The organism is Actinoalloteichus caeruleus, assembly GCF_049311605.1.
Classification (GTDB): Bacteria; Actinomycetota; Actinomycetes; order Mycobacteriales; family Pseudonocardiaceae; genus Actinoalloteichus_B; species Actinoalloteichus_B caeruleus.
Genome location: NZ_CP186005.1, coordinates 270,511 through 296,655 on the forward strand (window position 1 = coordinate 270,511; position 26,145 = coordinate 296,655).

The 26,145-nt window shown below is 72.0% G+C and carries 18 protein-coding genes; 11 read left to right on the forward strand and 7 right to left on the reverse strand.

Annotated features, from left to right (window positions below):
• Positions 1-13: 13 nt before the first annotated feature.
• Positions 14-2,014, forward strand: coding sequence for an acetate--CoA ligase (acs, locus tag ACOJVX_RS01285; protein ID WP_051313492.1), 2,001 nt, complete (start codon positions 14-16; stop codon positions 2,012-2,014).
• Positions 2,015-2,084: 70 nt separating this feature from the next.
• Here the strand turns inward: acs and murQ are convergent, their stop codons facing one another.
• The 6 genes from murQ to ACOJVX_RS01315 form a co-directional block, all read right to left on the reverse strand.
• Complete coding sequence (murQ, locus tag ACOJVX_RS01290; protein ID WP_026417647.1) at positions 2,085-3,011, reverse strand: N-acetylmuramic acid 6-phosphate etherase; 927 nt, start codon at positions 3,009-3,011, stop codon at positions 2,085-2,087.
• 5 nt (positions 3,012-3,016) lie between these two features.
• The gene (locus ACOJVX_RS01295) at positions 3,017-3,949 is read right to left on the reverse strand and encodes a MurR/RpiR family transcriptional regulator (protein ID WP_245588698.1); all 933 of its coding nucleotides are present in this window, start codon (positions 3,947-3,949) and stop codon (positions 3,017-3,019) included.
• Positions 3,950-4,300: 351 nt separating this feature from the next.
• Positions 4,301-5,575 (reverse strand): serine hydrolase domain-containing protein, encoded by a 1,275-nt coding sequence (locus ACOJVX_RS01300; protein ID WP_337662212.1) that lies wholly within the window; start codon positions 5,573-5,575, stop codon positions 4,301-4,303.
• 2 nt (positions 5,576-5,577) lie between these two features.
• Positions 5,578-6,918: an exo-beta-N-acetylmuramidase NamZ family protein gene (locus tag ACOJVX_RS01305; RefSeq protein ID WP_418155884.1), complete on the reverse strand. Its 1,341-nt coding sequence runs from the start codon at positions 6,916-6,918 to the stop codon at positions 5,578-5,580.
• Between the two features lie 6 nt (positions 6,919-6,924).
• Complete coding sequence (locus tag ACOJVX_RS01310; RefSeq protein ID WP_026417643.1) at positions 6,925-8,745, reverse strand: glycoside hydrolase family 3 protein; 1,821 nt, start codon at positions 8,743-8,745, stop codon at positions 6,925-6,927.
• Between the two features lie 798 nt (positions 8,746-9,543).
• Positions 9,544-10,374: an HAD-IB family hydrolase gene (locus ACOJVX_RS01315; RefSeq protein WP_026417642.1), complete on the reverse strand. Its 831-nt coding sequence runs from the start codon at positions 10,372-10,374 to the stop codon at positions 9,544-9,546.
• 873 nt (positions 10,375-11,247) lie between these two features.
• On the opposite strand from ACOJVX_RS01315, the gene ssd reads away from it, so the two are divergent.
• The 8 genes from ssd to ACOJVX_RS01355 all read left to right on the forward strand — a co-directional run bounded on the left by ssd (position 11,248) and on the right by ACOJVX_RS01355 (position 17,778).
• A complete protein-coding gene (gene ssd, locus ACOJVX_RS01320) occupies positions 11,248-12,348 on the forward strand; it encodes a septum site-determining protein Ssd (protein ID WP_418155888.1) in 1,101 nt (366 codons plus the stop codon).
• Positions 12,345-13,553: a TadA family conjugal transfer-associated ATPase gene (locus tag ACOJVX_RS01325; RefSeq protein WP_026417640.1), complete on the forward strand. Its 1,209-nt coding sequence runs from the start codon at positions 12,345-12,347 to the stop codon at positions 13,551-13,553. Before ssd ends, ACOJVX_RS01325 begins: the two co-directional genes overlap by 4 nt.
• Positions 13,541-14,347, forward strand: coding sequence for a type II secretion system F family protein (locus ACOJVX_RS01330; RefSeq protein WP_162182719.1), 807 nt, complete (start codon positions 13,541-13,543; stop codon positions 14,345-14,347). The genes ACOJVX_RS01325 and ACOJVX_RS01330 overlap by 13 nt, the downstream gene beginning before the upstream one ends.
• Complete coding sequence (locus tag ACOJVX_RS01335) at positions 14,344-15,072, forward strand: type II secretion system F family protein (protein WP_418154911.1); 729 nt, start codon at positions 14,344-14,346, stop codon at positions 15,070-15,072. Before ACOJVX_RS01330 ends, ACOJVX_RS01335 begins: the two co-directional genes overlap by 4 nt.
• A 243-nt stretch (positions 15,073-15,315) precedes the next feature.
• Positions 15,316-15,489, forward strand: coding sequence for a DUF4244 domain-containing protein (locus ACOJVX_RS01340; protein WP_269808388.1), 174 nt, complete (start codon positions 15,316-15,318; stop codon positions 15,487-15,489).
• Positions 15,489-16,334 (forward strand): TadE family type IV pilus minor pilin, encoded by an 846-nt coding sequence (locus ACOJVX_RS01345; RefSeq protein WP_418154910.1) that lies wholly within the window; start codon positions 15,489-15,491, stop codon positions 16,332-16,334. The genes ACOJVX_RS01340 and ACOJVX_RS01345 overlap by 1 nt, the downstream gene beginning before the upstream one ends.
• Before the next feature lie 23 nt (positions 16,335-16,357).
• Complete coding sequence (locus ACOJVX_RS01350) at positions 16,358-16,699, forward strand: Rv3654c family TadE-like protein (RefSeq protein WP_418154909.1); 342 nt, start codon at positions 16,358-16,360, stop codon at positions 16,697-16,699.
• Positions 16,700-17,142: 443 nt separating this feature from the next.
• Positions 17,143-17,778, forward strand: a complete 636-nt coding sequence (locus ACOJVX_RS01355) for a bifunctional DNA primase/polymerase (protein WP_026417639.1) — start codon at positions 17,143-17,145, stop codon at positions 17,776-17,778.
• 26 nt (positions 17,779-17,804) lie between these two features.
• Here the strand turns inward: ACOJVX_RS01355 and ACOJVX_RS01360 are convergent, their stop codons facing one another.
• On the reverse strand, positions 17,805-20,177 hold the full coding sequence (locus ACOJVX_RS01360) for a DEAD/DEAH box helicase (RefSeq protein ID WP_030226177.1): 2,373 nt from the start codon (positions 20,175-20,177) through the stop codon (positions 17,805-17,807).
• Between the two features lie 219 nt (positions 20,178-20,396).
• Here ACOJVX_RS01360 and ACOJVX_RS01365 point away from each other — a divergent pair, with 219 nt between their 5' ends.
• Both ACOJVX_RS01365 and topA read left to right on the forward strand, forming a co-directional pair.
• Positions 20,397-22,715: a sodium-translocating pyrophosphatase gene (locus ACOJVX_RS01365; protein ID WP_422647180.1), complete on the forward strand. Its 2,319-nt coding sequence runs from the start codon at positions 20,397-20,399 to the stop codon at positions 22,713-22,715.
• Positions 22,716-23,322: 607 nt separating this feature from the next.
• Positions 23,323-26,049 (forward strand): type I DNA topoisomerase, encoded by a 2,727-nt coding sequence (gene topA / locus ACOJVX_RS01370; protein ID WP_422647181.1) that lies wholly within the window; start codon positions 23,323-23,325, stop codon positions 26,047-26,049.
• Positions 26,050-26,145: the final 96 nt, after the last annotated feature.

Sequence of the window (26,145 nt, forward strand, 5' to 3'; positions counted from 1 at the left end):
GAGGTCCTTCGCGATGACCAACGACACCGGTCACTCCGAGGCCGAGCACGACGCCGTCACCCTGGACAACCTGCTTCGCGAGAGCAGGGAGTTCCCACCGAGCGAGCGGTTCGCGTCCCAGGCCAACGCCACGCCGGACCTCTACCGGGTGGCCGACCGGGACCGCCTGGCGTTCTGGGCCGACCAGGCCGACCGCCTGCGCTGGGAGACCCGGTGGGACGAGGTGTTGGACTGGTCGGACGCGCCCTTCGCCCGCTGGTTCGTCGGGGGCCGGCTGAACGTCGCGGTGAACTGCGTGGACCGGCACGTGGAGGCCGGCCACGGCGACCGCGTGGCCATCCACTGGGAGGGCGAACCCGGCGACACGAGGACCATCACCTACGCGGACCTCCGCGCCGAGGTGTCGCGCGCGGCGAACGCGCTGACGGAACTGGGTCTGCGGGCCGGTGACCGCGTCGCCGTGTACCTGCCGATGATCCCGGAGGCGGTGGTCGCCCTCCTGGCCTGTGCGCGACTCGGGCTCACCCACAGCGTCGTGTTCGGCGGGTTCTCGGCGGAGGCGTTGCGCGCCCGCATCCAGGACGCCGAGGCGAAGCTGGTCATCACCAGCGACGGGCAGTACCGGCGCGGCAAGGCGCTACCCCTGAAGTCCAACGTCGACCTGGCGCTGCGGGACGCGCCCAGCGTCCGCCACGTCCTCGTGGTCAACCGGACCGGCGCCGACGTGGAGTGGACGGCGGACCGGGACCTCTGGTGGCACGAGACCGTCGACCGGCAGTCCCCCGAGCACACCCCGGAGGACTTCGACTCGGAACACCCGCTCTTCATCCTCTACACCTCCGGCACGACGGGGAAGCCGAAGGGGATCCTGCACACCTCGGGTGGCTACCTGACCCAGGCCGCCTACACCCACCACGCCGTCTTCGACCTCAAACCCGAGACCGACGTGTACTGGTGCGCCGCCGACATCGGCTGGGTCACCGGGCACTCGTACATCGTCTACGGTCCGCTCGCCAACGGCGCCACCTCCGTCATGTACGAGGGCACGCCCAACACCCCGCACGAGGGCCGCTGGTGGGAGATCGTGCAGCGCTACCGGGTGTCGATCCTGTACACCGCTCCCACGACGATCCGGATGTTCATGAAGTGGGGCAGCGACATCCCGGCCAACTACGACCTGTCCTCGTTGCGCCTGCTGGGCAGCGTCGGTGAGCCGATCAACCCGGAGGCGTGGATCTGGTACCGCCAACACATCGGCGGCGGGGCGACCCCGGTCGTGGACACCTGGTGGCAGACCGAGACGGGCGCCATCATGATCTCCCCGCTGCCCGGGGTGACGGCGACGAAGCCCGGTTCCGCCATGCGGACGTTGCCCGGGATCTCGGCGGAGATCGTCGACGAGACGGGTGAGCCGGTCGGCCCCGGCGGGGGTGGGTACCTGGTGTTGACCGAGCCGTGGCCGGCGATGCTCCGCGGCATCTGGGGTGACGACGAGCGCTTCCGGGACACCTACTGGTCGCGGTTCGCCGATCGCGGCTACTACTTCGCGGGCGACGGGGCGAAGTACGACGAGGACGGCGCGTTGTGGCTGCTCGGCAGGGTGGACGACGTCATGAACGTCTCCGGCCACCGCATCTCCACCACCGAGGTCGAGTCGGCGCTGGTCTCCCACGCCGCCGTGGCCGAGGCGGCGGTCGTCGGCGCCAGCGACCCGGCGACCGGCCAGGGGATCGTCGCGTTCGTGATCCTCCGCGGGGACGCCACCGAACACGCGGGCGGCGACGAGCTCGTGGCCGAGCTGCGCCAGCACGTGGCGACGGTCATCGGTCCCATCGCCAAACCCCGGCAGATCATGGTCGTCCCCGAGCTTCCCAAGACCAGGTCGGGCAAGATCATGCGCCGCCTGCTGCGGGACGTCGCCGAGAAGCGCGAACTCGGTGACGTCACGACATTGCAGGACTCCTCGGTCATGGAGTTGATCTCCTCGGGTCTGGGCAAACCCGCCGACGACTGACGCCCGCGTCGTTCGGACCGGTGCCCGGCGGTCTCCTCCGACTGCCGGGCACCGCCGGGCCCGTGGCGCCTCAGGCGTGCGTCAGCTCGGTCAGGGCGGCCCGGACGTGCCCGTCCGCCTCGTCGAGTGCCTGTCGCGCCCGGTCGGCGTCGACGCCGGCGAGCAGGGTCACCAGCGCGGTCTTGACCTCGCCCTCGGCTTCGGTCAACGCCCGTTCGCAGGTGACGTCGTCGGCACCCGTGGCCTCGCGAAGGATCGTCACCGTCCGTCCGCGCAGCTTCGCGTTGCTCGCCTGCATGCTGACCATCAGGTTGGAGTAGGTGCGGCCGAGCCGGACCATCACCGCGGTGGAAAAGGCGTTCAGCACCAGCTTCTGGGCGCTTCCCGCCTTCATCCTGGTCGAACCGGCGATGACCTCGGGGCCGGTGTCCACGGCCAGTGCCACGTCGGCCTGCTGCCGGCAGGTCTCCAGGTTGGAGGGGTTCGCGCTCACCAGCGCCGTCGTGGCTCCCAACCGCCGGGCGGCGGTCAGCGCCCCGATCACGTAGGGGGTCCGCCCGGACGCGGTGAGCCCGAGCACGAAGTCGCGGGCACCCGCCGCCCGTTCGATCGCGGAGGCACCGGCGTCGGCGTCGTCCTCCGCGCCCTCCAGGGCGTGGGCGAAGGCGGCCTCACCACCGGCCTGGTGGACCACGAACAGGTCCGGTGGAACGTTGTAGGTGGGCATCAGTTCGGCCGCGTCGAGGACCGCGAGCCGGCCGGAGGTGCCCGCTCCCACGTAGTGCACCCGGCCGCCGGAACGCAGCGCGTGGACCGCCAGGTCCACCGCGATCGCGAGCTGCGGGAGCACCTCGCGGACGGCGTCGGGCACCAGCCGGTCCTCTGAGTTGATCATCCTGAGGATGTCGGCGCTGGGGAGCAGGTCGATGTCCGTCGTTCTCGGGTTGCGCGTCTCCGTGGGGGAGTTGACGCGTACCACCGTCTGGCCCGTCCGCATGTTCATCAGATGCCGTCCCTCGCCTTGCGCCTGCCATCCGGGCGACTTCCCAGACGCTGTCCCACGACCGCGGCGTAGGTGACCTCCAGCGCCTCCTGAGCCGTTTCGTAGTGCTGCTGGGCGACCCCGATGAACAGGCAGTCGATCAACGTGAGCTGTGCGATTCGGCTCGCCATCGCGCCGCTGCGGAAAGTGGTCTCCCGGGCGGCGGTGGTGAGCACATGGTCCGCCACCTCGGTGATGGGCGCGCGGGGGAAGTTGGTGATGGCCACCGTGGTGGCTCCCCTCGCCCTGGCCACCCGCAGCGCCTCGATGACGTCGGCCGTCGAGCCGGTGTGCGAGATGCCCACCGCGACATCGTCCTCGGAGAGCACCGCGGCCGAGGTCAGCGCGATGTGCTTGTCGTTCCAGGCGAACGAGACTCGCCCGATCCGGTGCAGTTTCTGCTGGAGGTCCATCGCGACGAAGGCGCTGGCCCCCACGCCGTACACGTCCACCCGGCGAGCGGCGGAGACGCGGTCCACGACCTTGCGGAGGGCGATGGGGTCGAGCTGTTCGGCGGTTTCCTCGACCGCCCGGGCGTCGGCGTAGGCGACCTTGCCGATCACGTCGTGCAGGTCGTCGCCGGGGCCGATCTCGCCGCCGAGCTTCTGCTCGTCGCGGACGGCGTTCCGGGCGGTGTCCGCGGCGAGGGCGAGCCGCAGTTCCGGGTAGCCGCGGATGCCGATCGCCTTGCAGAACCGGGTCACCGTCGTCTCGCTCGTCCCGGCGGCCTCCGCCACCTCGGTGATGCTGCGGTGCGTGACCGCCGCCGGGTCCTCCAGTACGACGTTGGCTACTCGCTGCTCCGCTCGGGCCAGGCCAGGTAGCAGTGAGCGGATCCGAACAAGAGGGCTGCCCTCGGTCTGCGCCGCGCTCTGCCCGATACGCTTCGTCACGTCGGAAACTTACTAACAATCATTTTGATTGGTCAATCCTCGTATCCATCTCGTCATCACTCGGTTATCTCGATCGCCTCGAAGGCCGTTCCACCACCAGGAACGTCGCGAAAACCCGAGAAACGCCGTTGCGGAACGGCCTATCGCCGAACGGGCCACCCGCGTTATCACCGTTGCCCGCTTGTTTACGAAACGTGTCAAAGCCACCCGTTAGTGGTTGCGCGCTCACCGCAACGGATGGTGGTGGGAAAAGGGCCGGGATGGGACGGGCCGCGTCGGGGGCGGCCGAACGCGATCGGCCCGTGACCACGAAGCGTGATCACGGGCCGAGGTCCGGCGGGGGCGACAGGGCTACGGAGAGTTCCCGTCGCCGCGGCCGACCACGGAGGCCAGCGCATCGGACACCGCCGCCCGTGCTGGGTTGATCGAGCCCCAGTCCCGAGAGGGGTGCACCCGGTTCGTGAGCAACACGACGACCGAGTTCGAGAGCGGGTCGAGAACCAACGAGGTACCCGTGTAGCCGGTGTGCCCGGCGGTGAGGGGACCACTCAGCCCTCCCATGTAGAAGGGCTGGTCCAACTCGAAGCCCAGCCCCCGGGGGTTGCTCGGGAAGGCGTCGTTGTGGTTGGTGAGCATCTGGCGAACCGTGCTCGGCCGGAGGATCCTGGCCCCGCCGTAGCACCCGCCGTTGAGCATCGTCTGACCGAACACCGCGAGGTCGTCGATGGTGGAGAACATCCCGGCGTGGCCGGAGACCCCGCCGAGCGACCAGGCGTTCTCGTCGTGCACCTCGCCGTGCACCATCCCCCTGGCCGGCACGACCTGGTACTCGGTGGCCGCGACGTCACCCACCGGGTCGTCCGCGTTCCGGAACCCGGTGCCAGCCAGCCCGAGCGGTTCGGTGACGTCCCGCCGCAACAGTTCGTCCAGTGGCAGGCCCGTCACCCGCTCCAGCACGACCATCAACGCGATCATGTTCAGATCGGAGTAGACGTAGGCGCTTCCCGGGGGCACCTGCGGGCGTACCGCGAGGACGGCCCGGAGCCGGGACTCCCGATCCGGCCAGTCCCGCCACAGCGGCAGGAACGGCTCGAGCCCGGAGGTGTGCGTCAACAGCTGGCGAAGGGTCACCCGCTCCTTGCCGTTGTCACCGAACTCGGGGACGTACCGGGACACCGGGGCGTCCAACAGCAGGGCGCCCTCCTCCACCTGCCGCATGACGAGCACCGACGTGAAGAGCTTCGACAGCGAGGCGATGTCGAACACCGTGCCCGTCCCGGCAGGGCGCTGCTCCTCGCCTGGCAGCTCACGGCCCTCGCCGTCCGCGTACCGGAGCGCGTACCCCGCGGAGTCCCGCCGCAGCACCACGTTCTGGTGGGCGTACAACACCGCGGCCCCGGCGAAGAGGGGACGGCCCGTGGCGGGTTCCGCCCAGCGCCGCAGCCGGTCCGCCGTCTCGACGAGCGGCGTGGAGTCCAGGCCGAGCTCCTCCGGGGACCCCTCGCGCAACGTCGGACACGACTCCGCCGACCACGAGGAACTCGCCGACGTCTCCCCGACCCCCCAGCCAAGACCACTCGCCAGGAACACCGCCGTCACGCACAGGGTGGACAGGGTGGCGCGCACGGTCACCTCCCCGGGTAAGTGAGGTGGGGAGCCCGCCGCTCCTCGAACTCGGCCAGCTCGGCGGCCCAGGACCCGGTGATCTCCTCGACCGGGGCACCCGCGTCCATCATCGTGCGCAGCGTGGCCGACCCGGCCAGCTTGTCGATGAAGTGGTCGGGACGCCAGCCCCACTCGTCCGGGTAGAGCTGGCGCGCCGACACCAGCATGCTCACCCCGACCTCGATCGGGTCCACGGCCGCCGGATCCGTCACGTGCGCGGTCACGCCGCCGCACTGGACCCCCTCGTGCTTGCCGAAGGTGGGCACGAAGTAGGTCTCCCGGAACCGGACGCCCGGCAAGCCCCGATCGTTGAGCCACCCCGCCCACCGCCAGTCCAGGCCCGGCGCGCCCACCGTCTCGAACGGACGTGTCGTGCCCCGGCCCTCCGAGAGCACCGTCCCCTCGAACAGGCAGGTGCCCGGGTACAGGGTCGCGGTGTCGGGAGTGGGCATGTTCGGGCTCGGTGGGACCCACGGAAGTCCGGTGTCGACGAACACCTGCCCCCTGTCCCAGCCCTCCAGGCGCACCACCTCAAGGGAGGGCACTCCGGAGCCCGCGTCCTCGGGAAGGAACTCGGCGTCGAACAGGCCGGCCAGCTCCCCGGCCGTCATGCCGTGCCGCAACACCACTGGCTTCCGGCCGACCCCCGAGGCGAACGCCGGGTCGAGCTGGGGTCCGTCCGCCCGGCCACCGATCGGGTTCGGACGGTCGAGTACCACGAACGAGACCCCGGCCAGCGCGGCGGCGTGCATCGCGGTGTACATCGACCAGATGTAGGTGTAGAAGCGGGCACCCACGTCGGCGATGTCGAACACCACCGTGTCCACCCCGGCCTTCCGGTACATCGCCGCCAGAGCCCCCGCGTCGACCCCGTAGGCGTCGTACACGGGGATGCCGGTCCTCGGGTCGACGTAGTCGCCCTCCGAACCGCCCGCCTGCGAGGTGCCCCGGAACCCGTGCTCCGGGCCGAACGCGGCGACAACGTCCACTCCCTCGGCCGCGTGCATCGAGTCCACGACATGCTCCAGGTCGGCGAGCACCGCCGTGGGGTTGCTCAACACCCCCAACCGACGTCCCGCCAGCGGTGCCCAGGCCCGCGCCGCCAGCTGGTCGGCTCCGGTGCGCACCGGGCCGCCCTGGCGTGCGGGGGCGGCGCCGGAGCCCTCCTCAACCGTCGAGCCAAGCGCGGTACCCGCACCCGCCGCCAGGACCGGTGTCACGGCCGTGGCCGTCAGGAAGCCGCGCCTGCTCAGCCCCCGGGAGGACCGGCCAGCCGTCCCGCTCTCGCCCGTTCGTCCCGCCATCGCCGGTCACCAGCTCAAACCGTGGCCGAAGGGGAACCGGTCGCCGGAACCGGCCGGCTCGGGCACCGAGACGGGCAGGGAACCCCGAGGACTCGTCTCCCCCAGCAGCACCCGGGCCAGCGATCCCATGGTCACCCGGTTGAAGGAGTGGGTCGCCACCCAGGTCCCGGCCTCCTCCACGTACGCGGCGTCGTAGGGGTCCCGCACGGCCACCGCCACCACCGGTTGCCCCGTGGCAACGAGCTCGCGCACCAGGTCCCGCTGCCCCGAGCGCGCGTCCTGCCACGCGCCGTTGGTGAGCACCACGGTGAGGTCGTGCTCCCCGGCGGCCGCCGTCGCCCGGCCGATCTGCTCCCGGCTAGGTTGGAAGTCGTTGGGCAGCGTCGTCGTGGTCGCGCCGCGCTCGCCGAAGCCCTCCGCCAACGCGGCGGTCGTCGCCTCGTCCCACCCGGCCACCAGCACGCTGCCCGGTGCCGAGTCGAGCGGCAGCAGGTCGGCGTCGTTCCGGAGCACCGTCACGGTGCGGTCGGTGATCTCCCGCGCCGTGGCGAGGTGTTCCTCGGAACCCACGAACGCCTCGGCGTGGTCCGGGTCCACGTGCGGCTCGGCGACGATGCCCCGGTCCCACTTGGCGCGCAGCACCCGCCGCACGCTCTCCTCGATCCGTTCCTCGGTGAGTTCGCCGGACCCGACGGCGTCCAGCACGCCCTGGACCGCCACGTCCAGGTGCTGCGGCATCAGCAGCTGGTCGGCGCCCGCGAGCAACGCGAGCACCGGGATGCGGTCATCCGGGTACTGCGAGCGGACCCCCTCCATCTGCAGCGAGTCGGTGTAGATCAGGCCGTCGAAGCCCAGCTCCTCCCGGAGCATGCCGGTGAGGATCGTCGGTGAGAGCGTCGCCGGCATCCCCGAGTCGTCGAGACCGGGCACCATGAGGTGGCCGCTCATCACCGAGTCCGCGCCCGCCTCGATCGCGGCTCGGAACGGAGGAGCGTCCAACTCCTCCCACTCCTCCCGGGTGTGTTCGATGATCGGGAGGTCGTGGTGGCTGTCCACGTTGGTGTCGCCGTGCCCGGGGAAGTGCTTGATCGAGCTCGACACGGTTCGTTCCGGCGCATCGGAGTCCTGGTAACCCTCGACCTGGGCGGTGACGAAGTCGGCCGCGAGCTCCGGGTCGGAGGAGAAGGAACGCACCCCGATCACGGGGTTCGCCGGATTGACGTTCACGTCCGCGACGGGCGCGAAGTTCTGGGTGATGCCGACCGCCCGCAGCTCCTGTCCGGTGATGGCGGCCGCCGCACGGGCGTCCTCCACGCTGCGGCCCGCTCCCAACGCCATGCTGCCGGGGAACTCCGTGGCCGGGGCGCCGAACCGGAGGACGGCGCCCTGCTCCTGGTCGATGGAGATGGTGAGCGGGACACCGGCTCCCGAGGAGAGCGCGGCGTCCTGCACTCCGTTCGACAGCTCGGCCACCTGCCGAGGGCTCTCCAGCGAGTCGGTCCAGGAGAAGTGGATGATGCCGCCCAGGTGGTACCGCTGGATGATCTCCGCGGGGGTGGCCAGGCCGAACTCCTCCAGGTTGCTGTCGTGGGCCGTGTCGGCGCTGGTGCCGTAGACGTAGGTGACGAAGAGCTGGCCGACCTTCTCCTCCAGGCTCATGCCGGCGATGGTCTCGTCGATCCACTCGGTCATCGCGTCGGCGGCCTCCCCGCCGCCCGGCGCCGCCGACTCGGAACCGTCAGATGTGCCGCCTCCGGCGCACCCGGCCAGCAGGGCCGCTCCCACCCCCAGTGCGAGGAGCTGCCGGGACCTGCGTGTCGTGCCCATCAAACCTCCTGGAAGCAGCGGTGGGCCGGAGCTCACGGTGGTGGCGGCCCAGTCGTCACGTCAACGCCTGACCGACTGGGGTCCCGCTCTGGAAGCTACCCACCTGGTGATGGAGGGTCAACGTCACACCACGCAGCGTGTTGCCAGGGCGTGGCGCTTTGGTGCTCCCGGGCCCGAACGGATGGATCTTGAGCCAGGTTATTACTCGATGGAGTGGTGCCGGAGCGAGGAGGGGGCGGGGGTGCCGCCGTCAGGCAGGGGCCCCGCCGGCGGCGCTCGGGAAGGCCAGGAGAGCGACCCTACGAGCGGTGGCGAGCTGACCCGTTCAGGTGGTGGCCGCACCCGGCGCGGGGGCAGGAGGAGGGCCGAGCGGGAGCCGGTCCGAGCCCGCCGCGCGCTCGACGAGAGGGAGGCACGGGTGGGCGAGGGTCCCGTGCGACCGTTCCACGGCGGCGGTGGGGGCGCGGCGGTGGAGACGGACGATGGCGCGCTCCCCTCGGGTGGAGGGGAGCGCGCCATCCGACAGGAACTGAGCGCGGCCCCAGGCGTTCAACTGTGTCGTACTTTCAGGACTCGGCGTCCGGCGTCCCGTACGCAGTCCCTTGCCGACGAAAGCCTCCCGCGGCGTGCTGGGCGTGGGTGCCCGCCGTTCGAGCCAGGCGCCCTTCCGGGGTGGATGACGCTTCTCCTCCGCGTCATCCCTGGCCGTACGGGCTCCTCAACTCCTTTGTAGCTCGACTCACCGCCCCCGGCAAGGTGCCCGTTCGAGTGGAAAGGCCGGCTAGGGGCGGCCGCGTCTCAGCCGCGGTTCCGACGACGGCGAACCCCGAACCAGGCGACACCGGCCGCCGCGACCGCCCCGAGGCCCACGGCCGCCGCCGCCACGGCCGTCCCGGACGGGGTGGGGATCTTGTTGCGGAGCGAGACCGGGTGGTCGAAGGTCAACGACGGCCACCCCCGCTGCGCGGCTTCCTTGCGCAGCGCGCGGTCGGGGTTGACCACGGTGGGATGGCCGACCGCGCCCAACAGGGGGAGGTCGGTCACCGAGTCCGAGTAGGCGTGGCTCGAGCTGAGGTCGTACCCGCGCGTCTCCGCGAGCTCCGCCACGGCGACGGCCTTGTTCTCCCCGTAGCAGTAGAAGTCGATCTCCCCGGTGTAGCGGCCCTCCGTGACCACCATTCGCGTGCCGATGCTGTGGTCGGCGCCGATCATCCGCGCGATCGGGGCCACCACCTCCTCCCCGGACGCCGACACCACGACCACGTCGTGCCCCTGCTCGCGGTGGTCGGCGATGAGCTGGGTCGCCTCCTTGTAGACCAGGGGATCGACGATGTCGTGCAGGGTCTCCTCCACGATGGACCGGACCTGTTCCACATCCCACCCGGCGCAGAGCGAGGTGATGTGCGCGCGCATCCGGTCGGTCTGGTCCGCGTCGGCCCCGGCGAGCATGAAGACGAACTGCGCGTACGCGCTCTTGAGCACCGCGCGGCGGTTGATGAGCCCTTCCTGGAAGAAGGGCCTGCTGAACGCGAGGGTGCTCGACTTCGCGATGACTGTCTTGTCGAGGTCGAAGAACGCGGCCACCCTGGGGGGCCGCGTCGTCTGCTCGGCGCTCTTCGTGGCCGTCACGTCGACAGCATAGGTGCCGGTAGGTCATAGTGGGTGAGCGCTCGCGCGGACTCGGCGCATCGGAGCCTCCGAGCGGGATACAGTAGAGACGTCCGGCAGCGCCGGACGGGTTCAGCTCGACCCCCCGGGGCTGAACCCCTGACGACCCCCGTCCCTCCCCCCTGGCGGGGGTCGTCCCATCTCCGGGGTCGGTCACCCGCCAGCACGCGACCCGCCCAGGCCCTCCACGCGCGCCGTGGGTTCCGCGCTCCTGACCCGCGCCGGCCGAGGCCATCCCGTTCCTCCCGCCTCCTCGGTGGGCCGTCCGGACGCCCGCCTCGGGGAACGGTGCCGATCAGCGACCTGGACGCCGGCAAGCTCGCGGTGTTCCCGCTTCCCGGTGCGGCGAGCGGCTTCGGGGCGCGCCCGGAGCCGAGCCGAGGGACCCCGCCCGACGCGAGCGGGGCCTGGAGCGCCGAGGTCGCCGCGCGGACGTGCCCCGCGCCGCCCACCGGAAGCGGCGACCCAGCTCCGTCCGACGCGGGGGCTCGTCGCATCGCCGTTCGCGCGGCGGGAGGGACCCCGCTGGCCCGGGGACTCCCCGTCACCCCACCCCTGCGCGGAAGGGGTCCCCCGTCCCCCGGGGGGCGCGGACACCAGCCGGCTCGGAGCCGTGCGGTCGGCAGCGTGACACCGGCGTGACACCTGGCAGTGGCCGGTGGGGAGACGTACTCCTCGGTCGGCCCGGGACGCGGGTCGGCGGCCGAGTTGTCCACAACCGACGGTTGTCCACAGGGGGGTGTCCAGCCCCTCGTCGGAATCCGGAGACCGGGCCACTGTGGAGACGCGAGTTCGGGACGTCGTCCCGGCAGCCGTCCGGACAGGAGGTGCGCGGTGGAGACGCGAACGCTGGTGCTCGTCGAGGACGACGAGCTCGCTGACGAGGTGCTGCGGGTCGCGGCCGCGGCCGGGTGCGAAGTCGATCGGGTGTGGGATATCGCCGAGGCGCGACGGCGGTGGGCGGCCGCACCCCTGGTGCTGGTCGGCGCGGACACCCTGCCCCGGTTGCCCGAGGCCGGCCTCGGGCGGAGACGGGGAGTTCTCGCGGTTTCGACCAGTCCGCTGCCCGAAGGGAACTGGCGCGCGGCGGTGCTGCTGGGCGTGGACCGGGTCGTCACACTCCCTGGAGACGACGAACTCCTGGTCACCGCGCTGGCCGACGCCACCGAGCCCCCCGCCACCCGCGCCGCCCCCGTCGTCGGTGTCCTCGGTGGCCGGGGCGGGGCGGGAGCATCCACGTTCGCCGCCTCGGTGGCCTGGGCCTCGGCCAGGCGGGGCGGCCATCCGCTGCTGATCGACTGCGATCCCCTCGGTGGGGGCCTCGACCTGGCGCTGGGCATGGAGAAGGTGTCGGGCCTGCGGTGGTCGGGCTGCTCGACCGCCACCGGGCGGCTTACCGCGAGCACGTTGCGCTCGGCTCTCCCCGCGGTGGACGAGGGGGCGGGACGGCTCACGGTGCTGTCCTGCGACCGTCCGAGCGCCGGAGGAGCGCCGACCGAGCCGCCCAGCCCGGAAGCACTGCTCGCCGTCCTCGACGCCGGGCACCGAGCCGGAGAACCCGTGGTCCTCGACCTGCCCCGGGAGCTGCCTCCCGCCGTCGTGGCGTGCCTGTGGCGGCTCACGCTCTGCGTGCTCGTCGTTCCCGCGGAGGTCCGGGCCTGCGCCGCGGCCGGTGCGCTCGTCCGTCGGCTCACCCACCACGGTTGCGAACCCCGACTGGTCGTCCGTGGCCCGGCTCCGGGAGGACTCACCGCACGGGACGTCTCGACAGCCGTCGGAGTCCCGGTGCTGACGACGATGAGACCGGAGCCAGGTCTGGCGGGGCGCCTGGACCGGGGAGCCTTCCGAGGCCGTCCACGCGGCCCTCTCGCCACGGCGGCGGAACGGGTGCTCGGCGCGGCGGGTCCGTCGGCGGCGCAGGGGAGCGCGGCGTGAATCCCTCGACGAGCACGACCGCCGGTGAGCGGGTGCGCTCCGGAGCGCTCGTCGCCCGCACTCGCCGCAGACTGGCCGAATCGGCGTCGCCCACGACCCCCACCGCCATCGCTCGCGCGGTTCGCGCCGAGGCCGGTGTGGTGGGACATGCCGACGTCCTGCACGCCCTCCGCGTCCTGCACCAGGAGTTCGCGGGCCTGGGCCCGCTGGCCGAACTCGTTCGGGACACCACTGTGACCGATGTGCTGGTCACCAGCCCGGACGAGGTGTGGGTCGACCGGGGCGGCGGCCTCGTGAGAGCCGACGTTTCCTTCGATACCGAGGACGCGGTCCGCCGGCTCGCCCAACGGCTCGCGGCGGCGGTCGGGAGGCGTCTCGACGAGGCGTCTCCCTTCGTCGACGCCTGGCTTCCCGAGACCACGTCGCACGGCGAGGTCCGCCTGCACGCGGTGCTGCCACCCATCGTGCGGTCCACCAGCCTGTCGCTCCGGGTTCTCCGGCCCGCCGCGCACACCTTGGCCGGACTCCGGGCCAGCGGCACGTTCGACGAGAGCATCGCGGTGCTGCTGCGCCAGGTGGTGCTCGCCCGCCTCTCCTTCCTCGTGGTGGGCGGGACCGGTTCGGGGAAGACCACCCTGCTCGCGGCGATGCTCGGTGCGGTCCCGCCAGGGGAACGCGTCGTCTGCGTCGAGGACGCGCACGAACTGCGCCCGGACCACCCGCACTTCGTACGACTCGTCGTCCGTCCCCCCAACGTCGAGGGAGCCGGTCGCATCAGCACCCGCGACCTCGTCCGCCAGGCGCTGCGCATGCGACCTGACCGGTTGGTCGTCGGCGAGGTGCGCGGTGAGGAGGTGTGCGAGTTGTTGGCCGCCCTGAACACCGGCCACGAGGGCGGAGCCGGGACCCTGCACGCCAACTCGCCCGCCGAGGTGCCAGCCCGGGTGGAGGCGCTGGCCGCCCTGGGAGGGCTGGGGCGGGCCGCTCTGCACAGCCAGCTGGGAGCGGCTGTCCGGCTCGTGCTGCACATGGTCCGCCTACCCGGCGGCGACCGGGTCCTCGACTCGATCAGCGTCCTGGCGAAGGAGACCGACCGCGTCGTGGTCACGCCAGCATGGCGGCGGGGAGCTGGGCGGGGGCCGGCGTGGGAGGACCTGGCGGAGCTGGTGCGCCACCGAGGGGGGTGGGCTTCGTGTTCGGCCTGATCACGCTGGCCATCGGCACGGCCCTGCTTCCGCTGCCCGGGGGCGGCGCTGTTCGTCGGCTGAGGCGCGGCGCCGCGGGGCCCGAGCGCGGGCTGGGAGGACGGGCAACGCGCCACGCGACCGGAGCCATCGTCCTCCTCGGTCCCGCCATCGCGGGTCTGGTCGGCGGCTGGGCGCTCGGGGTCTCCAGCTTCGTGGTGCTGCTGGGGTGGTGGGCGCGCCGAGGCGCGTCTCGTCGCATCGCCCGAACGCTCGACGTGACCAGGGATTGGTGCGCCAGTCTGGGCCGGCTGGTCGCCGACCTCAGATCCGGCGCCCACCCGGAAGCGGCGGTGCGGCGTGCCGCCGCCGACAGCGGGTCGGAGGTGTCGGCTCTGCTGGATCGGGTGGCGGCCACGGTTCACCTGGGAGGCGACGTCGAACGCCAACTGGCGCGGCCAGTCGCCACCGGGCTCTCCTCCGACGTCCCCGCCCGGCTCGGTCGCGCCTGGTCGTTGGCGACCACCCACGGGCTGCCGCTGGCACTCGTCCTGGACGCCGTGCGCTCCGACGTGGCGCACCGGCTTCGGTTCGCCGACAACGTGCGGGCGAGGATGGCCGGCCCCCGGGCCACGGGAACACTGCTGGCCGGACTCCCCCTCCTCGCGCTCGGGCTGGGGGAGGCGGTCGGGGCGGGGCCGGTCGCGGTCCTGCTGGGTACGAGCGCCGGCGGAGCCCTGCTCGTCGCCGGGTCGTTGCTCGTCACCACCGGTTCCTGGTGGATCCACCACCTGACGACCAGGACGATCCGATGACGGCCGTCACCGTCATGGTCTGGGCGGTGGCGGTCGTGGTCGCGCCACTCGGTTGGCGGGTGGCACGGCGTCGCCTTCGGACCACCAGCCCAGTCCACGAGCGCCGGGTGAAGATCCTGACCAACGGGTCGGCGGTCCGAGCGGGGGCGGCGGCGGTTGTCGGGTTCCTCCTCGCGGAGGGGCCAGCCGCCCTGCCGGTCGGAGTGGCCGCTGCGGTGCTCACCGTCCTCGTGGACCGTTGGCACGCCGGCCGGCGGCGGAGCCGGCCGCCGGACCCCGCGACCCTCGCCGCCACCTGGGACCTGCTCGCGGCCTGCCTGCGTTCGGGGATGTCACCACCCGCCGCCGTTCGGCTGGCGTCCGACGAGCTCGACCACTCGGACTGCCGCGTCGTGGCCCGCCCCCTGCGGTTGGTCGCCGACCTCCTCGTGCGGGGGGAGGACGCCGCGACCGCCTGGAGACCCGCCCGCGCCCAACCGGAGCTGCGGGAGCTGGCCACCGCCGTGCGGCGCAGCGCGAGCGCTGGGTCGGCGCTGGCGGAGACAGCGGAACGGCTGGCGCGCGAATCGCGAGCGGCCGCCCTCGACACCGCCGAGGCCGACGCGCAACGGGCGGGCGTGCTGGTGGCCGCGCCACTCGCCCTGTGCTTCCTTCCCGCATTCCTCCTGCTCGGAGTCGTGCCCGTGCTCGTCGGACTGGCCGCCGACGTCCTCTCGACCTGGTGACTCGACCACCCTCCACCGTCCACACCGCCTCCACCCACCCCCTTCCCTGAGGAGCAGCCGATGTCCCGCCCGTCGTTCCAGGGGCCATCGCCCCTGGCCCGTCTCTACCGCCGTCTTCGGCGACCCGACCAGCCGCGACCGTCCTGGCCGTCGTGGCACGCCGCCAGGTGGGTGGCCCGGTCCCGGACACGAGCGGCGCCCGGGCGCCATCGTTCGGTGTCCCCCTCACGAGGACCGGCCCAGGTGCTCCCCGCGTCCGCCACGACCGGCGAGGAGGGGATGAGCACCGCCGAGTACGCGATCGGGACAGTGGCTGCCGCCGCGCTCGCGGCGGTGCTGTACACGCTGGTCACCGGTGACTCCGTGGCCTCCGCACTCGCCTCGTTGGTCCAACGCGCCCTCTCCGTGGGCTTCTGATGGCAGCGGCCCGTGAACGACCTGTCGCGCGCACCCCGCGCGAGGAGGTCGCCGTCAGCGCTGAGCGGGGCGCCGTCACGGTGGAGGCAGCACTGGCCATCGGCTCCCTGGCCGTGGTTCTCGCACTCGCCATCGGCGCTCTCGCCGTGATGGTCGCCCAACTGCGCTGCCAGGACGCCGCCGGGATCGCCGCCAGGCTCGCCGCACGGGGAGAGCAGGGCCGGGCGGAGGTCGCGATCCGGCGGGTCGCGCCGGTCGGGGCGAGCCTGACGCTACGAGTCCAGGGTGACGAGATCGAAGCCCTGGTCGAAGCGGCCCCCCTCGGGGGGCTGGTCCCACCGGTGAAGGTCACCGCTCGCGCCTATGCGGTGGCGGAACCCGACGTGCCGACCGGCCGACCGGCCGGCCCGCCCCCGGCACCCCGCCCCGAACAGGCGTCGGCGCCCGACACGGCTGCCCCACCCTCGTCAACACCACCCGTCACCCCACGTGCGGCCGGGAGCGGCAGGGACTTCCCGGCGTCGTCGCGGGCTGGCTCGGAACCGCACGAGCTCCACCCCGCCTGGGTGCGGAACTCACCGGGAGCGGGCCGCCGTGGCCGGCGGGGGGCGGATCGGTGGGGATCTCCCTCCCCGCACCTGGGCACGCGACCACGCGGTGTTGGATCGGTGCCGCCGGACGTGCGGCGTGCGGGGGCAGTCGGGGGTGTCGCCACACATGCCCTCCGAGCGGGACCGAAGGCGGCCGGGGAACGCTCCCCGCCCGGGACCTCACGTCGAGCGGCATCCCGGACGGGCGACCACGGATCGGTTCGCGGGGAGGTGAGCCAGCGTTGTCCGGTCTGAGCCCTGGATCGGGCGCTCCCAGCTTGGAGGGACGTTTCGCCACGATCCTGTCCACGGTGTTGTTGGCGGTACTGGTGATCGCCCTGGCACTCGGTGTCGCCCTGGGTGTCGTCTCACTCACCCGCCAGCGAGCCGTCACCGCCGCCGAGCTGGCGGCCCTCGCGGCGGCCACCCGGGCGCTGGAGGGCGACCCGAACGCCTGTGGGGGCGCGGAGCTGATCGCGACGAGGATGGACACGGTCCTGGTCTCCTGCGAGCCGGGAATCGCGGACTACCGCGTGGAGGTGCGCGCCGAAGCCCCCGGGTTCGAGTTCCTGGGTGCGGTCCACGCCCGCGCCAGGTCCGGTGTCCTCGTCGCCCGGTGAACCGGGTACCACCAGCGGCCCGCGGCGGGTCGTGGCCGCACCGGGTAGCGGTGGCCGGTCGGCCCTCCTCGGCCGACCACCGGCATCTCCCGCCCGGGCCGAGCCGCCCTGGGAACGGCCGCCAGGGCGGGGAGACCTGCCGGGGCAGCGGTGGACGAAGGCGCCAGCATCCTCGGCGGGCTGGGTTGTCCCGCACGCGTCGAATGGTTGTTGACCGGCGGTGAGCGGCGGGTTCGGCGCGATTCGGTGTTCCGGGGAGGAACGCGGGGCGAAGTGGAACCTTCGGTCGCCCGGTCAGGTGGGTGCACTCGGCGTGCCGTACCTACCGGCTGTCGACGAGTGGTTATCGAGTGGCTCCCGGCTGCCGTTGACTGGTTGTGGGCGGTGATCGAGATCTCACCCACGAAGAACCGCAGTGGTGACATCAGGAGAGGCGGACAACCATGGACTGGTCCGGAGGATGGCGTGATGCCTTCCGCATCGAACTCCGCGCCGAGGCGATCGGCCTCGCCTGGCGGAAGTGGCCGGTCTTCCCTGGCAGCTACCTCGACGGTGGCCAGTGGGTGGGCGGCGACGCCGCGGCCGAGCACTCCGGCCCGGTGCCCGTCGAACCCGACTGGGCCGACCACCTCCTGGTGGACGCGAACAGGGCCGCTTCCTGGTGGTCCGTGCGTCCCTACAGCCTCCTGCTGGCCACCGGCTACGTCGTCGACGCCGTGGAGGTGGACGCACCCTTCGGTCGCCGCATCGCCAGCACGCTGCGCCGCCGGCACGCCCAGCCCGTCCCGATCGTGGCCACCCCGGACAACACCTGGCTCTTCCTGGTCGCCGCCGGCTCGACGACCCCCTCTCGAATCCTCGCCCAGCCTGGCGTCGTGCTGCACGGCCGGGGAAGTTGGATCACCCTTCCGCCGACCCCCGCCGAGCACGGTGTCGTGCACTGGCGGGTCAAGCCTTCGGTGTGCGGGTGGAAGCTGCCCTCGGTGACCCTCGTGGAGGAGGCCGTCGCCGCCGCCGTCCGCGCGGAGGCCCAGGAACTGCGTGCCCGGGGAGAGCGCCTGCTCACCGTGCGCCGTTGACGGTGCGCCGCGCTCACGACCAGCGCTCAACCGCCCTCGTCCGCCGACCCCAGTGGTGCCACGAGAGGGGTACCCGACCGCCGAAGGCACGACAGCACCAGGTCCAGCACCACCACCGCCCCCGCCTTGTCCAGCGGTTCGTTGCCGTTCCCGCACTTGGGTGACTGAACGCAGGACGGGCATCCCGCCGAACACTCGCAGGAGGTGATGGCCTCCCGCGTCGCCGCCAGCCAGGGCATCAGCGCGGAGAAACCGCGCTCGGCGAATCCGGCTCCCCCCGGATGTCCATCGTGGACGAACACCGTTGCCTCCCCGGTGTGCTCGTGGACCACGGTGGAGACGCCGCCGATGTCCCAGCGGTCACAGGTGGCGAACAGCGGTAGCAGGCCGATCGCCGCGTGTTCGGCCGCATGGAGTGCGCCGGGGACGCGCGCCGGGTCGAGACCGGCGCCCCCCGGCGCCACTCCGCGCACCAGCTCGTCGGAGAGGCTGTACCAGACCGCGCGCGTCCGCAGGGTCCGGCTCGGCAGGTCCAGCGGTACCTGGTCGAGCACCGCCCCGCTCGGGGCCCGCCGCAGGTATCCGACGACCTGGGAGATCACCTCCACCTCGCCGAAACCGACCGTGAGACCACCCGGGTACTCCAGCCGTCTTTCCTCCCCCACCACCACGACGTCGGTGACCGTGCGGGGGAAGGTGCTCCAGTCGGGTGTTTCCCGGTGCACCAGGGCGAGGTGTTCGGCGAGGTCCAGTTCGTCGACGACGAACGACTCACCCTGGTGCAGGTACACCGCACCGGGGTGCACGGACGAGCACGCCGCCTCGGGAGCCACCGTCCCGAGCAGGCGACCGGTGTCCCCCTCCACGACGACGACCTGCTCACCGCCCGACCCCCGGATGTCCACCTGGCCGTGGGGTCGGTCCCGGTGGGTCCAGTACCAACCGGTCGGGCGGCGCCGCACGACTCCAGCCTCCACCAGTCCAGCCAGCACCGCCTCGGCCTGCCCACCGGCCAGGGCGGGTAAGCAGCCCGGGGTGAGCGGCAGTTCCGCGGCCGCGCAGGCCAGTTGGGGCGCCAGGACGTGGGGGTTGGCCGGGTCGAGCACGGTGGACTCCACCGGTGCCCCCAGCAGTGCCTCGGGGTGGTGCACCAGGTACGTGTCCATCGGGTCGTCCCGCGCCACGAAGACCACCAGCGAGCTCTGCCCAGCCCGCCCCGCCCGCCCCGCCTGTTGCCAGAAGGACGCCCGGGTCCCCGGGTAGCCGGCGACGACCACCGCGTCCAGGCCGGCGATGTCGATGCCGAGTTCCAGTGCGCTGGTCGTGGCGAGCCCCAGCAGCTCGCCGGACGCCAGTGCCCGCTCCAGCTCCCTGCGCTCCTCCGGTAGGTAGCCGGCGCGGTACGAGGCCACCCGCGCTGGCAGACCCGCGTCCACCTGCCCCAGCGCGTCCCGGGCGTGCAGCGAGGCCAGTTCGGCGCCCACCCTCGACCGGACGAACACGAGCGTCCTGGCACCGGCGACGACGAGGTCGGTGAGGATCCGCGCGGCCTCGGCCCCGGCCGACCTCCTGCTGGGCGCCGCTCCCTCCACTTCCCCGTCGGAGGAGAGCGGAGGCTCCCACAACGCGACGACGCGTTCGCCGCGCGGCGCGGTGTCCCGGGCGACGGCGACGCACTCCCGACCGGTGAGCAGGGTGGCGCTCCCCTGGGGATCGGCGGTCGTCGCGGAGGCCAGGACGAAGACGGGGGAGGCCCCGTATCGAGCCGCGATCCTGGACAGGCGCCGCAGGATCACCGCCACGTGCGAGCCGAACAGGCCGCGGTAGGTGTGGCACTCGTCGAGGACGACGAACGACAACCGGCGGAAGAACCGCGCCCACCGCTGGTGCCGAGGCAGGACACCGAGGTGGAGCATGTCGGGGTTGGTGAACACCCACCGGGAATGCGAACGCACCCACTCCCGGTCCTCCTGGGGGGTGTCGCCGTCGTAGGCGGCTGGCCGCACGTCCCGCTCCGACAACTCGAGGGCGGCCCTGAGCTGGTCCGCGCCAAGGGCTTTCGTCGGTGACAGGTAGAGCGCCGTCGCCCTGGGGTCGTCGGAGAGACCAGCCAGGACCGGGAGCTGGTAGGCCAGTGACTTCCCGGAGGCGGTCCCGGTGGCGATGACCACGTCCTGGCCCGCCCGCGCGAGGTCGGCCGCCGCCACCTGGTGCGCCCACGGCCTGTCGATACCGAACCCCCGCAGACGTTCCACCAGGGCACCGGGCACCCAGGCCGGCCAGTCTGCATGCTCCCCGTCCCGTGCCGGCAGCGTGGCGACGTGCGTCAGCGGGTCCTCGCCCGCCGTGACGCCACCCAGTACCTGGTCAAGCAGGGTCCTCGCGTGTCCCCGGTCCATGCCGCGAGCCTCGCACAACCGGACCACCAGATCTTGGCCGGTCCACCTCCGCTAGCAGGCGATCAACGATTTCGGCGAGCTTTGGCCGAAGAAAAGATGAGTTGATCGACACACCGTGAGGTACGCCACCAATATGGCCAATACAATCCGCGCCCATGACGCGGGTCGCCACTCTCGTGACAGGCCCGGACACAGAAAGCGACCAATCAGGAGGACGGAATGTCCCGGCTCCACCTCGCCCAGAGCACCTGGGCGCAGGGCCTAGAGCTGTCCGGGGGTGATTACGGCGTCGTCGCCGTCGTCGCCGTCGTCGCTCTGGCCGCTCTCGCCGTCGGATACTTCCTGCTTCGGGAGGTACTCGCCGCCGGGCAGGGCAGCAGCAAGATGCAGGAGATCGCCGTCGCCGTCCAGGAAGGGGCGACGGCCTACCTGAGCAGGCAGTTCCGCACACTCGGCATGTTCGTCGCTCTGGTGTTCCTCCTCCTGTTCGCGCTCCCCGCCGAGGATGCGAACGAGAGGATCGGCCGGTCCCTGTTCTTCGTGATCGGTGCCGCGTTCTCCGCGGCCATCGGCTACCTCGGGATGTGGTTGTCCACCAGGGCCAACCTCCGGGTCGCGGCCGCCGCCGGTGAGCCCGGCGGTCGGGAGAAGGCGACCAGGATCGCGTTCCGCACGGGTGGGGTGGTCGGGATGACCACGATCGGCCTTGGGCTGCTCGGCGCGGCGGTCGTGGTCATGGTCTACGCCGGACAGGCACCGAAGGTCCTCGAAGGCTTCGGTTTCGGGGCCGCCCTGCTCGCGATGTTCATGAGGGTCGGCGGCGGCATCTTCACCAAGGCGGCCGACGTCGGCGCGGACCTGGTCGGCAAGGTCGAGCAGAACATCCCGGAGGACGACCCGCGCAACGCGGCGACCATCGCCGACAACGTGGGCGACAACGTCGGTGACTGCGCGGGCATGGCCGCCGACCTGTTCGAGTCCTACGCCGTCACCCTCGTCGCGGCGCTGATCCTGGGTACCGCGGCATTCGGCACGCACGGCCTGCTGTTCCCGCTCATCGTGCCCGCGATCGGCGTGTTGACCGCGGTCGTCGGCGTGTACACGACGAAGGCGCGCCAGGGTGAGAACGGCCTCCGAGCGATCAACCGGGCGTTCTACCTCTCGGCGGCGATCTCGGCGGTGCTCTCCGTCATCGCGGCCTTCGTCTACCTCCCCAGCACCTTCGCGGAGCTGACCGGCGGCGAGAACACGACCGAGGGCAACCCCGCGCTCATCGCCGCCGCGGCGGTGTTGATCGGCATCGTCCTCGCTGGGGTCATCCTCTGGCTCACGGGGCGGTTCACCGGCACCGAGCACCGGCCGGTGCGGGACGTCGGCCGCAGCTCGCGGACGGGGGCGGCCACCGTCATCCTCTCGGGGATCTCCGTCGGCTTCGAGTCCGCCGTGTACACGGCGCTGGTGATCGGCGCGGCCGTCTACGGGGCGTTCCTGCTCTCCGGCTCGATCACCGTCGCGCTGTTCGCGGTGGCCCTCGCCGGATGTGGGCTGCTCACCACCGTGGGCGTCATCGTCGCGATGGACACCTTCGGCCCGGTCAGCGACAACGCCCAGGGCATCGCCGAGATGGCGGGGGACAGCGATCCGGAGGCCGCGCGCATCCTCACCGACCTGGACGCGGTCGGAAACACCACGAAGGCGATCACCAAGGGCATCGCGATCGCCACCGCGGTGTTGGCGGCGACCGCGCTCTTCGGTTCCTACACGGACGCGATCCAGACGGCCTTGGCCGGTATCGCCGGAGTCGTGACCTTCGACCTCTCCGGCTTCCTCGTCTTCAACCCCGGGCTGCTGGTCGGCCTGGTGATCGGGGCAGCCGTCGTCTTCATGTTCTCCGGGCTCGCGGTCAACGCGGTCTCCAGGGCGGCCGGTGCCGTGGTCATGGAGGTCCGTTCCCAGTTCCGGAACAACCCGGGGATCATGGACGGGACGGTGCGTCCCCAGTACGGCCGAGTCGTGGACATCTGCACCAAGGACTCGCTGCGGGAGCTGGCCACTCCTGGCCTGCTCGCCGTGTTCGCGCCGATCGCGGTGGGATTCGGCCTCGGGGTGGGCCCCCTCGCCGGCTACCTGGCCGGTGCCATCGGGGCCGGGACGTTGATGGCGGTCTTCCTCGCCAACTCGGGCGGCGCATGGGACAACGCGAAGAAGCTGGTCGAGGACGGGCACCACGGGGGCAAGGGCTCGGACGCGCACGCGGCGACCGTGATCGGGGACACCGTCGGAGACCCGTTCAAGGACACCGCCGGACCCGCCATCAACCCGCTGCTGAAGGTCATGAACCTCGTCGCGGTGCTCATCGCCCCGGCGGTGGTCACCCTCTCGGTCGGGGACGGCGCGTCGCCGGTGGCCCGGGCGCTGATCGCCCTGGCCTCGGTGACCATCATCGTCGTCGCCGTCGTGATCTCCAAGCGACGCTCCACCGCCATCGGTGAGGAGGCTCCCGAGGAGACACGGGACCCCGCCAACACGACCGCCTGACCCACCGGGCGGTCGGGGGTGCCGGCGTCGTCACCGGCACCCCCACCGGCGATCGGTCGGTCTGACCCACCGCCACGACTCCGCCCGGCACGGCACGGCACCCGCTCGTGATCTACTTGTGCCCCTTCGGAGTAGAACGTGTGTTCTAGGATCGGGGACGAGCGGGGAAGGCACGGGCGGGTGCCCTCGCGGCGGAGGGTTTCGTGTGTGCTCACGTCCTCCCCGTCACCCGCGCGACGGCCCAGCGTGAGCTCGCGGCCGCCGTGGCGCCGCCGTCCCCGTGCGCCGCCGTGGTCGCGGGTCCCGCGCTTCTCGCCTCCGCCGGCCGGCGTCCTCCTGAGGTGGACCAGCCTCTGGCCAACGTCGCCCGATGTGGGGTCGAGGCGGCGCGGCCAGCGGAACGGCATGACTCTGAGTAGCCATGAGGGGCGCCGGCCGGCCCCGGCGGTCGGGGGCGCGGAACACAACCGCCCAGGCTGGACGTTCCACTCCTGGAACGGGTGGGGCGGGGGCGCGCCCAGGTGGCTCCTGAGTCACCCTGGGCAGCGCGGAGTGTCGCTGTCGGTGCACACTGGCGAGTCCGGGAACCGAGTGAGAGCAGGAGAGCGTGGCAGGGTCGACACGGGCGAAGAAGGGCGGCGGGAGCCGTTCGGGGGGCTCCGGCGGTCGTCGGCTGGTGATCGTCGAGTCGCCCGCCAAGGCACGCAAGATCTCCTCGTACCTGGGGCGTGGATTCGTCGTCGAGTCCTCCCGGGGGCACATCAGGGACCTCCCCCGGGGAGCGGCCGACGTACCGGCCAGGTACAAGAGCGAGCCGTGGGCCCGCCTCGGCGTGAACGTCGAACACGATTTCGAACCGCTCTACGTCGTCACCCCCGACAAGAAGTCGACCGTCAGCGAGTTGAAGGACGCCCTCAAGGACGTCGACGAGCTGTACCTGGCGACGGACGGCGACCGCGAGGGCGAGGCCATCGCCTGGCACCTGCTGGAGACGCTGAAACCGAAGGTGCCGGTGCGCCGCATGGTGTTCCACGAGATCACCGAGCCCGCCATCAGGGCGGCGGCGGCGAACCCGAGGGATCTGGACCACTCCCTGGTGGACGCCCAGGAGACCCGGCGCATCCTGGACCGGCTCTACGGCTACGAGGTCAGCCCCGTGCTGTGGAAGAAGGTCATGCCCAAGCTGTCCGCCGGCCGCGTCCAATCGGTGGCGACCCGCATCGTGGTGGAACGCGAGCGGGAGCGGATGGCCTTCGTCTCGGCCGACTACTGGAACATCGCCGCCGTCCTCGACGGCGGGCCCGAGGCACAGCCCCGCACCTTCCAGGCGCGGCTGGTCAACGTCGACGGGGACAGGCTCGCCACCGGCCGGGACTTCGGGCCGGACGGCCGCATCCGCTCCGGCGAGGTGCGGGTGCTGGCCGAGGACGAGGCACGCCAGCTCGCCCGTGGTCTCGACGGCGCCGAACTGACGGTGTCCAGCGTCGAGGAGAAGCCCTACACCCGCAGGCCCTACGCGCCCTTCATGACGTCCACCCTGCAACAGGAGGCCGGGCGGAAACTCCGCTTCTCGGCGGAGCGCACCATGCGGACCGCGCAGCGCCTGTACGAGAACGGCTACATCACCTACATGCGGACCGACTCGACGACCCTGTCGGACACCGCCATCACGGCGGCGCGTTCCCAGGCGGCGGAGCTGTACGGCGACCGGTACCTGTCACCCCAGCCCCGCCAGTACACGCGGAAGGTCAAGAACGCGCAGGAGGCCCACGAGGCGATCCGCCCCGCCGGTGAGGTGTTCCGCACTCCGGGCGAGGTCGCGGGGGAGCTGGAGACCGACGAGTTCCGGCTCTACGAGCTGATCTGGCAGCGGACCATCGCCTCGCAGATGGCCGACGCCAGGGGCACGACGCTGAGCGTGCGGATCAGCGGGACCGCGCGTGACGGCGAGCGGTGCGTGTTCGCGGCGTCCGGGCGGACGATCACCTTCGCCGGTTTCCTCAAGGCCTACGTGGAGTCGGTGGATTCGGAGGCCGGTGGCGAGGCGGACGACGCCGAGCGCCGACTGCCGGTGCTCACCGAGGACCAGCGGGTCACCGCCTCCTCCCTCGACCCGGAGGGTCACTCCACCAACCCGCCGCCCCGGTTCACCGAGGCAAGCCTGGTCAAGGCGCTGGAGGAGCTCGGGATCGGCCGCCCCTCCACCTACGCCTCCATCATCAGCACCATCCAGGACCGGGGGTACGTCTGGCGCCGGGGCTCGGCCCTGGTGCCGTCCTGGGTGGCCTTCGCCGTCGTGGGACTGCTCGAACGGCACTTCGGTCGCCTCGTCGACTACGACTTCACCGCCGGCCTCGAGGACGAGCTCGACGGGATCGCCGCGGGCCGCCAGGAACGCACGGCGTGGTTGTCGGACTTCTACTTCGGGGGTGACATCGGCCCGAGCGGATCGGTGGGCCGAGCGGGCGGGCTGAAGAAGTTGGTCGGCTCCGGCGTCGAGCACATCGACGCCAGGGAGATCAACTCCATCCCCATGTTCACCGACGCCGACGGGAGGACCGTCACCGTACGGGTCGGCCGTTACGGCCCCTACCTCGAGCGGGAGGCGGCGCCCGACGCGGCCGGGGGGGAGGGCGCCCAGCGCGCCAACCTGCCCGAGGACCTGCCGCCGGACGAGTTGAACCCCGAGATCGCCGAGAAGCTGTTCGCCACTCCGATGGAAGGGCGTTCGCTGGGCACCGATCCGGACACCGGGCGCGAGATCATCGCCAAGGAGGGCCGCTACGGGCCCTACGTCACCGAGGTCCTCGGTGAGGACGAGAAGGGCAAGCCCAGGACGGGATCGTTGTTCAAGTCGATGTCGCTGGACACGATCACGCTCGCCGACGCCCTGCGGCTGCTGTCCCTGCCCCGCGTCGTCGGACGGGATCCGGAGACCGACACCGACATCACCGCGCAGAACGGCAGGTACGGCCCGTACCTCAAGAGGGGAACGGACTCCCGTTCGCTCGACTCCGAGGCGCAGCTCTTCGACATCACCCTCGAGGAGGCCCTGCGCATCTACGCGGAGCCCAAGAAGCGGGGGAGGCGCACGGCCGCCGCCCCGCCGCTGCGTGAGCTGGGCTCCGACCCCGCCTCCGGCAAGCCGATGGTCGTCAAGGACGGCAGGTTCGGCCCCTACGTGACCGACGGTGAGACCAACGCCTCGCTGCGCAAGGCCGACGCGGTCGAGACCCTGACCGACGAACGAGCCGCCGAACTGCTGGCGGAGCGGAGGGCGAAGGGCACCACCCCGAAGCGGGGCCGGAAGCGCGCGACGTCCAGCAAGTCCTGACCGGGCCGCTGAGGCGGGAGCACCGGAGCAAGGCCCCGGGCGGCGGTTGGGCGCCCGCCGTCGGGGCACCCCTACCCTGAGGAGGGTGCTCAGGAG